The sequence below is a fragment of the Psychroflexus salarius genome (genome assembly GCF_900129035.1).
GTDB classification, from domain to species: domain Bacteria; phylum Bacteroidota; class Bacteroidia; order Flavobacteriales; family Flavobacteriaceae; genus Psychroflexus; species Psychroflexus salarius.
This window is the reverse complement of sequence record NZ_FQTW01000011.1, coordinates 53,742-66,206: the sequence shown is the minus strand read 5'-3', so window position 1 is coordinate 66,206 and position 12,465 is coordinate 53,742. Positions and strand designations below refer to the sequence as shown.

Below are 12,465 nucleotides of genomic sequence, written 5' to 3'. Positions count from 1 at the left end.
TTTTTTAGAAAAAAAATTTTACAGCCCTTACACAAAATCAATCTTAAATACTTTTAAAGAACTTTATTTCCTTGCGGGGCGCAAAACTACAACCTCTATCCGCAATCACAAAACTTTTTTTAAACGTTTTTGACAAATAATCCCTAATTAATTACTAACTAACTATTTGTAAAAAATATTTATTCAAAATTCAACAATATATAATTGATTAATAAATCACTCAAACACCACACTATCGGTATTGACTCTACCTAATATGGTGTAAAATATTAGAATACAAATAGGTATAATTCAGAAAAACTAACATTATACGCATTTTTATGCTTCGTCAAAATTAAGCTACAAAATCTTATATGTGGAGTAAATCAAACGTGTAATTGATAATAATTTTTATTTTGATGGTCTAGTTAAAAATTAAACTTAATAAATGTATAACAAAATGTATAAATTCGATTTAAAAAATAAACCTTATTTAACCAAATAAAAATATATTTGTACCCAAAATTTATTAATTATGAAATTTATTGTATCAAGTGCTTATATGTTGAAAAAACTTCAACTGTTGGGCGGCGTTCTCAATAGCAATAACACTTTACCTATATTAGACAATTTTCTGTTTAATATAAATGGTAATGAATTATACGTTACAGCCTCAGATCTTGAAACCACAATCACCGCTAAATTGAATATTGAAAGTTCAGATAACGGTCGAGTCGCAGTTCCTGCAAAATTATTACTAGATACCTTAAAAACTTTTCCTGAGCAACCTTTGACATTTATTATTGAAGAGAACAACATTGTTGAAATAAGTTCTGATCATGGAAAATATGAAATCGCTTATGCAAATGCAGAAGATTACCCAAATGAAGTAGAATTAGATGATCCTTCTACAACTGAAATAATAGGTGATGTTCTTGCTACAGCAATTAACAAAACTTTATTTGCGACAGGAAATGATGATTTAAGACCAGTAATGAATGGTGTTTTATTTCAACTGAACGAAATAGGTGCAACATTTGTTGGTACCGACGCTCACAAATTAGTTAAATACCACCGTAAAGATAAGGTTCAAGAACATTCAGCTGAATTTATCATGCCTAAAAAACCACTTCAACTATTAAGAAATTTCTTAACAGGTGAGGATAGCGATGTAGTAATTTCATACAATGATTCAAATGCTAAATTTACGTTTGAGGATATTGAACTCGTTTGCAGATTAGTTGATGGTAAATATCCTAATTATGAAGCTGTTATTCCTAAAGAGAATCCTAATATTCTAATAGTCGATCGTAGCCTGTTTTTAAATTCAGTTAAACGTGTATCAATATTTTCAAATAAAACAACACATCAAATTAGACTAAAAATTGCAGGAAGTGAACTTCAAATATCTGCAGAAGATTTAGATTATTCTAACAGCGCTAGTGAACGATTAACTTGTGACTATCAAGGAGATGATTTAGAAATTGGGTTCAATTCTAAATTTCTAGTCGAAATGCTTAACAATTTAAACTCAGACCAAGTTCAACTAAGAATGAGTCTTCCTAATCGAGCTGGAATTTTAACCCCTGTTGACGGTCTAGAAGACGGAGAAGAAGTTACTATGTTGGTCATGCCTGTCATGCTTAGCCGATAAATACAAAAAATTTCATTAAATTAAGTAGTCATTAATTTGACTACTTTTTTTATGAAATAAATTTAATCGATAAGGGATAATGTGGCACCTCGCCATTATTTGCTTTAATGGCATTCACAATCGGAAAGATTAAAGATAATAATATTATAAGGCCTAATAGCACTAAACCTAAAAGAGCAAATAAAATAAGTGGAATTGATAAAGCACCTAATAAAATCATGGTGATTTGAAAATTCAAAATAGCTTTTCCAGTTTCATCCATATCTAAAATTTTATCACGCTGGGTAATCCAAATAATCAATGGAACAATAAGACCTCCAAAGCCAGTTACAAAATCTAATAATTGCGATAAATGAGTTAAAACTAAAGTTTGTCGATCTTCTCGCTTTATATTTCCGTATACTTCCATAATTTTTGCTATTCTAAAAATAAGACGTAAATTTTAAAAAATGTTACAAGCTTACAGAAAAAAATAGTGATTACCTTTGCCCTATGACAACACAAGATACTATTGTTGCATTAGCAACACCTTCAGGAAATGGCGCCATCGGTATTATTCGCGTAAGTGGACCAGAAGCTATTATAATTAGTGAACAGGTTTTTAACGCTAAAAGTAAAAAGGCATTAAGTACACTAAATTCTCATACAGTTCATTTAGGTGAAATAAGTGATGGCGAACGAATCATTGATGAAGCACTTACCACAATATTTAAAGGTCAACGCTCTTACACCGGTGAACCGACAGTTGAATTTTCTTGTCATGGAAGTCATTTTATCCTTACTGAAGTCATACAATTACTCATCAATAAAGGTTGTCGGGTAGCAAATGCTGGTGAATTTACAATGCGTGCATTCCTAAATGGAAAAATGGATTTAAGCCAGGCTGAAGCTGTAGCCGATTTAATTGCGAGTGATAATGCTGCGTCTCATCAATTAGCCATGCAGCAAATGCGTGGTGGCTTTACAAACCAACTGAAGACTTTACGACAAGAGCTTTTAGATTTTGCCTCGTTAATTGAATTAGAATTAGATTTTTCTGAGGAAGATGTTGAATTTGCTAATAGAGAACAATTTAAAGGCTTAGTTACCAAGATTGAAAAAATTTTAAAACAGCTTATTGATTCCTTTGCCGTTGGTAATGTTTTAAAGAAAGGCATTCCTGTTGCTATCGTAGGTGAACCCAATGTTGGTAAATCAACTTTGCTTAACGCTTTTCTTAATGAGGAACGCGCTATTGTAAGCGACATTGCAGGGACAACACGCGATACGATTGAAGATGAAATAGCGATTAACGGAATTGGATTTCGGTTTATAGATACTGCTGGGATTAGAGAAACACAAGATCAAATTGAAGGTTTAGGCATACAACGCACCTTCGAAAAGATTAAGCAATCACAAATTGTAATTCGATTAATTGATAGTCTTAAATTATTCGAAAATGATAAAGCTGAAATTAATCTTGAAAATTTAAAAAAGGAAATTAATGACCTTCAACTGAAGTTTCCAGACCAAGCTTTCATTTTAATCGCTAACAAAGTAGATCAATTAAGTATCAATCAGAAAGAACTTATCTTAACATTTTTCCCAAACATAAAATTTATAGCAGCTAAGCAAAATTTAGGCATAGAAAATTTAAAACAAAGCTTAGTTGATTTAGTTGATACTGGTGCTTTACACTCACAAGATGCAATTGTAACTAATGCCAGACATTACAGTGCACTACAAGCAGCTTTAAAAGAAATTAATGAAGTGCAACAAGGTTTAAATGAAGGTCTTACCACTGATTTATTAGCAATAGACGTGAGACAAGCATTATACCACTTTGGTGAAATCACTGGTGAAGTTACAAACGATGAACTTTTAGGTAATATTTTTGCTAATTTCTGTATCGGAAAGTGAATAATTTTAGATTTTAATTATAGGCTATCTATAAGTCCGAAATCTTAATAAGTAGTATAAATTCTAAATTTCAGATACTCTGACAATCTGCTATTTTCAGTTCGACTTAAGGAAAGTTGGTATATTTTTTAATCATAGAGTCTTAAAATCAAATACTAAAACTAATTCTTTATATTAAGACTCAAAAAACTCAACTTATATGACTGATTTAGAATGGATGCAAAAAGCTATTGCTAAAGCCGAACATGGTAATACACCTTTTGGCGCTGTTTTAGTAAATGATAAGGGTGATTTTTATGCAGCTTGCAATACTACTTCAAGTGATGGTCCACAAGCTCATGCCGAACTTAATGTTATCCAGCATATGAATCAGCTATCCTATCATTCACCTATTGAACTTAAGTTATACACCACTGTTGAACCTTGCCCAATGTGTATGTCTGCGTTAATATGGGCTGGGATTGGTCATCTCATTTATGGAGCGAGTATTAGTGACGCTGCACAATTTGGACAGCAAATAAATATTACGTCGAAAGCCTTAGCAAAAAAGGCTTGGTATCCGATTAAAATTACACCTTCAATTAAGCGTAAAGACTGTATACAATTATTTAAGTCTTAAGATATTTTAAATTGGTGTTTTGGGTTGCTTAATTAATATTTATAATAGCTTTGAAATCACAAGTCTCTATTTATGAAGAATTATACTAACAAGTATTTTGATATTTCAAAACCAGTATTTATACCATCTGCCATCATAACTATACTTTTTGTTGGGTTTACCATACTTTTTAGTGATCAAGCTGAAGCAGGATTTTCAAATTTTCAATCTTACATGACTACTCATTTCGGGTGGTTAATTAACTTAGGTATTAACTACTTTTTAATTTTTGTATTATATCTAGCCTTTAGCAAGCTAGGGAAAATTAAAATTGGTGGAAAAGAAGCAAAACCTAGCTTCAACAAATTTTCGTGGGTAGCGATGCTATTTTCGGCTGGAATGGGCATTGGATTGGTTTATTTTAGTGTTGCCGAGCCTATGCTTCACTTTAATCATCCGATTATCGAAGATGCTACGGCTGTTGAAAAAGCACGTTTAGCAATGCGAAATACTTATTTTCACTATGGGTTTCACGTTTGGGGAATCTACATGCTTCTAGGTATTGCACTCGCCTATTTTAGTTTTAATAAAAAAGCGCCGTTATCCCTAAAATCAACACTTATTCCGCTTTTTGGTCAACGGATGAATTCATGGCCAGGTTACCTGATTGATATTATTGCCGTTTTAGCGACCTTGTTTGGTTTAGCCACTTCTTTAGGTTTTGGCGCTTTACAATTTAGTACAGGTTTGTCTGAATATTTTGGTTTAGAAAGCACGACAAGTTTACAAGTAATTTCGATTATTGGGATAACAATCATTGCTACCATTTCTGTGGTCAGCGGTTTAAATAAAGGATTAAAATATTTGAGTAATGCTAATATTATTATTGCTTTAGCAGTTTTTGGTTTTGTTCTAATTCTAGGTAGCACAGTTAACTTAATTGATGGTTTTGTAGAAAGCTTAGGTAACTACGCTTCTAGCATAGTCGAATTAAGTCTGTTTAGAAATCAACACGGAACTTCTGGCGAGTGGTTTAAAGCTTGGTCTATGTTTTATTGGGTCTGGTGGATTTCTTGGTCGCCTTTTGTTGGTACATTTGTCGCGCGCATTTCCAAGGGCCGAACCATTAAAGAAATCGCCATTTATGGTTTAATTGTTCCTTCGCTTTTTTCATTTTTATGGATGTCTGTCTTTGGAGGAACTGCTCTTAGCCTTCAACTTGATGGAAGTTTAGACTTAGCTTCTATCGTAGCACAAGATAGTTCGGTTGGTCTTTTTAAACTCTTAGAAACTTTACCATACTACGAGATCACCGCCTTTATTTGCATTGTTTTAGTAGGTACGTTTTTTGTCACCTCATCAGATAGTGGTTCGTTAGTGGTCGATTTAATGACTTCTGGCGGAAAATTAGATGCGCCAAGAGGTCAGAAAGTATTTTGGGCTTTTATGGAAGGTGCCATAGCCATAGCTTTATTAGTTGGTGGTGGTTTAACTGCTTTACAATCGGCTTCTATTTCTACTGGATTTCCATTTGCTATTATTTTGGTTCTGGTAAGTATTTCATTAATTAAAAGCCTAAAAAATGATGAGCAAATTAAATATAAATGACGCTAAAGCAGTTTAAACTTAAGCTAAAGCTTTCGTGATTTGTAAATCATAAATCTTGAACGCCTGCTTCAATTCTTAAATTAAGGTCATTTTCGGCAGGTGGCACAGGGCAAGAATAACGATAACTATAAGCACAATAAGGTTGATAAGCCTTGTTAAAATCGATTATAATTTCATTTCCTTCAGGTACTTCTAAATCAATATAACGGCCGCCACCATAGGTTTCTAGCCCATTGGTTAAATCGGTAAATGGTAAAAATAAGTGATCATCAGTTTCTTCTTTAATACTTTCATCTAATTTTCTATATATAGCCAATTTATAACTGTCTCCTTTTAATTTAAACTCGGCGTAAGCATAACGCACATAAGTTGGTTCGCGAAGTGTTGAAGTTTGCATTTTAAACGGTTTTGGATTTTTAATCTTCTTTAATTTAGCATTTACACGATAGGTTTTATCAATTGGAAAAAAGGGATGACCTTGAAATGACTTTATATCTTCGCGGTGTAAAGGTGATTCTTCCGGATTACTATAAAATTCATTTAACTCTTTTTGAAAAGCTTCAACTTCACGTTGATAAGATTGTTGAGATAAAGCTACTTGAGTAATCAGTAAAATAAATAATAAAAGCGTTTTTCTTTTGTATTTCAATTTGATGTTTTTGATATGTTATTTAACAATAATCTTTCGAGTTGTTTTAAACGATTTTGAATTTACAATAACCGAATAAATACCTGGTTTAATTTTTGAAATATCAATTTGATTAGTGTTTGAGCCATCAATTTTTTCTCTCTTTACGAGTTGTCCATTTGATGTATAAATTAAAACTTCAGCTGATTCTGAATTTAAATGATCTATTTTTAGATATTCACTTGCAGGATTTGGGTAAACCGTCAATTTATTAAGATTAGGACTTGTTTCTACATTCAAGTTTGTGTTTATCGGGAAACGTTTAACTAAATTATGATAGGTCACATAGATATAATCATTGTAAAAATCTAATGCCGAAACTTCACCAGAAGCATTAATTTGGCCAACTTCAGACCAAGAACTTCCATCCCATTGTGCTACCATATAGTTATTTGTAACATCGTCTTCAAGTTTAGTTCCTACAACATAAATATAACCATTATCAGCAATTTTATAAGACATAAAACTATTACTGGTCGTATTATCTAAATTTAATTCAGCCGACATATCTCCTAAAACTTCCCAATACTGGCCATTCCATTTCGCCAAGCAAGAATCATTAGAATCTATCTCATACCCAAATGAATAAATTGTACCATTGTTACTTACTTGTGTTCTACTTAAGCGTTCTGCTTCATCTAATTGAAAATTATATAAAACATCCCAAGTATTACCATCCCAATGTTTAATACGAATGACGGAAGCATCACTATAACCACTTGTAGAATAAACTTCATTTGGTCCTTCAACCCACAAGTTTGAGTATGTGCTGTAAGCGCCAGCTTGAGGATCGCCTTCGCCTAAAACAGACCATGCACCATTGGCAAATTTTGCCACAGGTTTCCACCTGTAATCTGGCAGTTCAAACTGCCCAACAGCATACATTTCATTGGCACTAATTACATGAATATTATTGATGGTTCTGGCAACGTTTAAATTGTTAGCATTTGTCCAACTTGTGCCATCCCAATGCGCGATATAATTATATTCTGTAGTTGTATCACCGTTTAAGTAATCATTTTTGGTGGCATAAATATCATCGTCAGCGAAATAAACAAAACGTGGAGAGGAAAAACTATTGTAAAAGTCGCCAATATTACTCCATTGGTTTCCATCCCAACGTCTTAACTTATAAATTTCTGAAGAAATAATGATGTTATTATCGTTTACAACTTTAAGCTGAACAGCATTGTAATAAGATGGCATTGTTGATACTGTTTCCCACTGTTGAGCCTTTATTAAACCGAAAAATAAAAGAAAAAGTAATAAAAAGTAAGTTTTTTTCATTGAAGTTGATTTGAACACATTATAACAGTGTGAATTTAATCATATTATTCTTATTGAAGTTTAAAAAATAAATTTTAATATTCATAAACTAGTTGCTGATCCCAACCATCTATTGTAATACTCACTTCAGATTGACCTTCTAATTGAAATGGCGTTAAGTCAAATTCTTGGGTAGCTTCTATAACTGCTAAGCAAGCTTCATTATTAATTAATTCGAGTTTTGCTACACGTTGCCTAGGAAATACGGCATAAAAAGCATCAACGCTATAAAAATAGCTTTCCCAAGATTCGCCATCACAACCGCTTGCGCTGATAGTGAGTTTTAAACAATCACCGTCTAGTTGAACATCAATTATACTGTAATTTGATGTATCAATACTATTGTAATTTTCTTCTGATGTAATCATGGCATCAACGCCACATGCTAGTTCAGTTGATGAATCTTCATCATCCTGAGAACAGCTGATGCTAAGCAACATGAAAACAAAAAGAACACTAAAATTTAGCTTCATGGCTTCAGTTTTAAATTCATATTTATCAAAATCCAATCATTTAGTAGTCTTTCCTCCCATTTCTGTAAAAACATGATCAACAGGCTCCCAAAGTTCTATTTTACGTCCTTCAGCATCCATGATATGAACAAATTTACCATAATCAAAGCTTTCAATAGCATCAAGAATACTAACACCTTTGCTCTTTAGCTGCTCAACTAAAGCTTCGATATTTTGAACGCGATAATTAATCATAAACTCTTTTTCTGAAGGCTTGAAATAATCACTATCGTTTTTAAAAGGACTCCATTGTAAATAATTAATTTCTTCGGGTTTATGGGCGTTTCTAAATTCAAAACTTGAACCCCATTGATTAACCTCAAGCCCTAAATGTTCAGCGTACCAATTCCGAGTTTGTTCTGGGTTTTCCGAAAAAAAGAAAACACCACCAATCCCTGTTACTTTTGGTTGCTTTTCGTTTTTATCTGTTAAGTCATCCATTTTTATGTTTTGTTTAAATATATAAAAATTTATTAGCCTGAGATAATTTTACAATCTGACAAATAAATTGATTTCAAATTGATGTTGAAAAGTTTATATGGACTGGTTTTGTTAAAATTGCTATTTTAGAAAACTCATTAAAATGAAATGAAAAAAATATTTAAAATAACTTCAACAGTTTCAATTGTCTTATTCGGTATTTTGTGGCTTTCTAGTCAGTTTAATTTTTTGACTGACTATATTTCAACTGATGTTAGAAATGTTCTTGTACTGATATATTTACTTACAAGCTTAAAGTATTTCAAACTTGAATTGAAGGATAAAAATGCTGAAATTCAACACTTAAAATTGAAATTAAAGAAGAAAAATAATTAGGTTAATAATATTTTGAATTATCAATATAAAATTGAATTATGACAATAAACAAGCTTATTTTTATACTAACAGTTTTGCTAGCATTACAAGCCTGCAACAATCCTTCATCTAAAACAAATTATCCTGAGTTTGATACTTGGGAAGCTTACGACGAGTCGGCCTTAATCGATTCTAGTCAACAAAATGATGATCCCTTACTTCGATATCAATTAATACAATCACGTGTTTTTAATAAAAATGAGCTCTTAAAAGTTATTAAGCCTCAACTTGAAGGCTTCACTGAAAATAAATATTCTGAAATTTCCCCTTTAATTTATGAGAATAGCATCTTAGATATTCAAAATCATATTGCAGATCATAAGCTAAGCTACAAATTATTAACGCAATGGTATTTATATCGTATTGCTCTGCATGAAACCAGCCAGCACAACAACTTAAACGCCATTATTTCTATTAATCCTAATGCTGTAGCTCAAGCCGAAATCTTAGATGAAAGAAAAAATGACAATCTTCATCCTACTTATGGGATGCCTATCTTATTAAAAGATAACATCAATACTGCTGAAATGCCAACAACCGCTGGCGCCTTAGCTTTAATTAATCATCAGCCAAGTCAAGATGCCGAAATTGTGACTAATCTTAAAAATCATAATGCCATTATCTTAGGAAAAGTTAACCTCAGTGAATGGGCAAATTTTCTATGTGATGGCTGCCCAAACGGCTATTCGGCTGTTGGTGGCCAAACCATGAATCCTTACGGACCAATGCGTTTTGATACTGGCGGCTCAAGTTCTGGGAGCGCGGCCAGTGTTGCGGCCAATTATGCTGTGGCGGCTGTTGGAACCGAAACTTCAGGGTCAATTTTATCACCTTCAAGTCAACAATCTTTGGTTGGTCTTAAGCCCACAATTGGCCAATTAAGTCAAAACGGAATTATTCCTATATCCAGCACTTTAGATACACCAGGACCTATTACAAGAACTGTTGCTGATAATGCCATTTTGTTATCTGCGATGCGAAGCCAAACAAAAACTGAAGATTATACATTAACTTCTATTGAAGCACCATCTGAAATTCGATTAGGTGCCATAAAAGCTTATATGAAAGATTCATTGTACCTACAATCTATTGATATTTTTAAAAATAATTCATTACAAGTTGAAGTTATTGAACCAAAACCAATGAATTTTAGTGGATTTCTAGCACTACTCAATGGCGATATGAAACGAGACCTCGAAGCTTACCTTAAGCAGTTTGCTTCAGATTCTGTTGAAGTTAGAAGCGTTTCTGATGTGGTAAATTTCAATACTAAAGATTCTTTACTTCGTATGCCATACGGACAAGCGAGATTAAATGGTATTGTTCGTCAAGATTTAAACGATACTGAACTTGACTCTATCCGTCAAAATTTAATTCAATCTGGAAAAACTTATTTCGATGAACTGTTTAATAACTACCAACTCGATGCTATTTTATCAATTAATAATTATAATGCTGGTCAAGCTGCTGTTGCCAAATATCCGGCAATTACCATCCCGATGGGTTACAGCAAATCAGGCGAACCTCAAGGCTTAACCATTATCATGAAAGCTGGGCGAGAAAAAAACTTATTAAAACTAGCACATTTTTACGAGCAATTGACGAACTATCGTAAACCGCCACAGGAAAATTCAAAAACCATTCAACCTTAAATTAATCAAATAATCATTTTTAAATATTATATCCTAGTATTCGATTAATTTCTAAGTTATATCAACCTTAAATCAACCAATTCACAACTTCTAAGCTTTTGTGAAAATTAATTTTTGTTTATTTGTAGTGTTAACAAGCTAGACGCTTTTATGCCTAAAAACAAACCTAAAATAAGTGGACTAATCATAACGCTTAATGAAGCGAATAATATTGCTGAAGTCATTAATAACCTTGACTTTGTTGATGAAATTGTGATTGTTGATTCTTTTTCTAATGATGAAACAGCAGAAATAGCTCAGCAGTTTCCAAAAGTAAAGTTTATTCAAAATGCGTTTGATAATTTTACAGATCAAAGAAATTTAGCTCTTGACCACGCTAAGCACGAATGGGTTTTGTTTTTAGATGCTGATGAACGCCTTACGCCTGAACTTACTGAAGAAGTGATCTCCGAAATTACTTCAACTGAAACCGCCGATGCTTATTTTTTTAAGCGCAAGTTTATGTTTAAACAGCAACCGCTTCATTTTAGTGGCTGGCAAACCGATAAAAATATTCGTTTATTTAAAAAATCGAAATGCCGTTACACGAAAGAACGCTTAGTACACGAAATACTCAATGTTAAAGGTTCAACTAAAACACTCAACCACCAGCTGATTCATTTTTCATATATTGATTATGAAAGTTATAAAGCTAAGATGAAAAGTTACGCTAAATTAAAGGCTAAAGAACTCTTTCTAAAAGGTGTAAAGCCCAACTTTTTTCACTTTTACATTAAGCCAGCTTATAAATTTTTACATGCTTACCTTATTCGACTAGGATTTTTAGATGGTAAAAAAGGCTTGATTATTTGTTACCTCAATGCTTTAAGTGTTTTTCATCGCTACCCTGAATTGAAGCAACTCAATCAGCAAGAACAAGAATTACAAAAAACCTAGCGACCTTTAAATTTTCGTTTTAAAGCTTGCTTTTTATGGAACTTTCGTTGAAACTCTGAAGTATAATGCCACAATAAATCAAACACTTCAACAGAAGTTTTTGTGTAATGTTTAGCATATTCGTCAGCCATGACTTCGATCATTTCACGTTTTGGCGTTAATCGGCTAAGGTTTTTCATTCGGCTATCAAAATCTAATGCTCTAAATCGCATCCGATTTAAATCAACTAGTTTAAATTCAAAACCACCTTCTGGTTTAACATAAATCAAAGTGTTTCCTGGCGAATGATCTAAAAACTCAACACCTTTTTCATGCAGTTGAAATGAAAACTTAGTGAAAGCTCTTAAAATCTTATCATAATGAGGCAAATCAAAATGATGCACTAAATCACGATAAGTATATTTTGGTTCATCATGAAAACTGATATAATAAGAATCTTTAAGTCCTAAACCTCCATAATTTTCAATATAAGCTATAGGTTCGGGCGTTCCAATACCTAAGTCAGTAAGTTTATTTGCATACTCAAAAGATCGCTCAGCTTTAGAGTGTCGTATATATTTATAGGCAAACTGGTTGATTAAATTAGGGGTTTTAAAGGCTTTGATGTTAATTTTTCTTGCCTTAAAATCGAATAACTTAATCCGGTTTCTATCTCCATTTCCAAAACTTTCACCACTTGTTGTAAAGTTTTCAATAAAGGATAATAACTCTTTTTTATCGTCCTGGTAAGTCGGATTAAATACTGCTCGCATAATTTA

At 32.5% G+C, this 12,465-nt stretch carries 13 protein-coding genes; 7 read left to right on the top strand and 6 right to left on the bottom strand.

Annotated elements, in window-relative coordinates; genetic code table 11:
• The first annotated feature begins 514 nt into the window (after window positions 1-514).
• Window positions 515-1,633, top strand: a complete 1,119-nt coding sequence (gene dnaN / locus BUB82_RS10985; protein ID WP_073193672.1) for a DNA polymerase III subunit beta — start codon at window positions 515-517, stop codon at window positions 1,631-1,633.
• Between the two features lie 49 nt (window positions 1,634-1,682).
• On the opposite strand, the gene BUB82_RS10980 is transcribed toward dnaN, so the two are convergent.
• Window positions 1,683-2,042: a DUF4870 domain-containing protein gene (locus BUB82_RS10980; RefSeq protein WP_073193671.1), complete on the bottom strand. Its 360-nt coding sequence runs from the start codon at window positions 2,040-2,042 to the stop codon at window positions 1,683-1,685.
• Between the two features lie 83 nt (window positions 2,043-2,125).
• Here BUB82_RS10980 and mnmE point away from each other — a divergent pair, with 83 nt between their 5' ends.
• The 3 genes from mnmE (at window position 2,126) to BUB82_RS10965 (ending at window position 5,738) form a co-directional block, all read left to right on the top strand.
• Window positions 2,126-3,532: a tRNA uridine-5-carboxymethylaminomethyl(34) synthesis GTPase MnmE gene (mnmE, locus tag BUB82_RS10975; RefSeq protein WP_073193670.1), complete on the top strand. Its 1,407-nt coding sequence runs from the start codon at window positions 2,126-2,128 to the stop codon at window positions 3,530-3,532.
• A 199-nt stretch (window positions 3,533-3,731) separates the two neighbouring features.
• Window positions 3,732-4,151: a nucleoside deaminase gene (locus BUB82_RS10970; RefSeq protein WP_073193669.1), complete on the top strand. Its 420-nt coding sequence runs from the start codon at window positions 3,732-3,734 to the stop codon at window positions 4,149-4,151.
• A gap of 72 nt (window positions 4,152-4,223) precedes the next feature.
• Entirely contained in the window at window positions 4,224-5,738 is a 1,515-nt protein-coding gene (locus BUB82_RS10965; RefSeq protein WP_073193668.1) for a BCCT family transporter, read from the top strand.
• A gap of 46 nt (window positions 5,739-5,784) precedes the next feature.
• On the opposite strand, the gene BUB82_RS10960 is transcribed toward BUB82_RS10965, so the two are convergent.
• The 4 genes from BUB82_RS10960 to BUB82_RS10945 all read right to left on the bottom strand — a co-directional run bounded on the left by BUB82_RS10960 (window position 5,785) and on the right by BUB82_RS10945 (window position 8,705).
• Entirely contained in the window at window positions 5,785-6,387 is a 603-nt protein-coding gene (locus tag BUB82_RS10960; protein WP_073193667.1) for a DUF1684 domain-containing protein, read from the bottom strand.
• Window positions 6,388-6,405: 18 nt separating this feature from the next.
• Window positions 6,406-7,713 carry a T9SS type A sorting domain-containing protein gene (locus tag BUB82_RS10955; protein WP_073193666.1) on the bottom strand — a complete coding sequence of 436 codons (1,308 nt, stop codon included), beginning with the start codon at window positions 7,711-7,713 and terminating at the stop codon, window positions 6,406-6,408.
• Window positions 7,714-7,787: 74 nt separating this feature from the next.
• A complete protein-coding gene (locus tag BUB82_RS10950; RefSeq protein WP_143185685.1) occupies window positions 7,788-8,225 on the bottom strand; it encodes a hypothetical protein in 438 nt (145 codons plus the stop codon).
• A 36-nt stretch (window positions 8,226-8,261) separates the two neighbouring features.
• Window positions 8,262-8,705, bottom strand: a complete 444-nt coding sequence (locus BUB82_RS10945) for a VOC family protein (RefSeq protein ID WP_073193664.1) — start codon at window positions 8,703-8,705, stop codon at window positions 8,262-8,264.
• Between the two features lie 147 nt (window positions 8,706-8,852).
• On the opposite strand from BUB82_RS10945, the gene BUB82_RS10940 reads away from it, so the two are divergent.
• The 3 genes from BUB82_RS10940 (at window position 8,853) to BUB82_RS10930 (ending at window position 11,707) form a co-directional block, all read left to right on the top strand.
• Entirely contained in the window at window positions 8,853-9,080 is a 228-nt protein-coding gene (locus BUB82_RS10940; protein WP_073193663.1) for a hypothetical protein, read from the top strand.
• 38 nt (window positions 9,081-9,118) lie between these two features.
• Window positions 9,119-10,771: an amidase family protein gene (locus tag BUB82_RS10935; protein ID WP_073193662.1), complete on the top strand. Its 1,653-nt coding sequence runs from the start codon at window positions 9,119-9,121 to the stop codon at window positions 10,769-10,771.
• Window positions 10,772-10,921: 150 nt separating this feature from the next.
• Window positions 10,922-11,707, top strand: a complete 786-nt coding sequence (locus BUB82_RS10930; RefSeq protein WP_073193661.1) for a glycosyltransferase family 2 protein — start codon at window positions 10,922-10,924, stop codon at window positions 11,705-11,707.
• Here the strand turns inward: BUB82_RS10930 and BUB82_RS10925 are convergent.
• Window positions 11,704-12,459: a Kdo domain containing protein gene (locus tag BUB82_RS10925; RefSeq protein ID WP_073193660.1), complete on the bottom strand. Its 756-nt coding sequence runs from the start codon at window positions 12,457-12,459 to the stop codon at window positions 11,704-11,706. The genes BUB82_RS10930 and BUB82_RS10925 overlap by 4 nt on opposite strands.
• Window positions 12,460-12,465 lie beyond the last annotated feature (6 nt).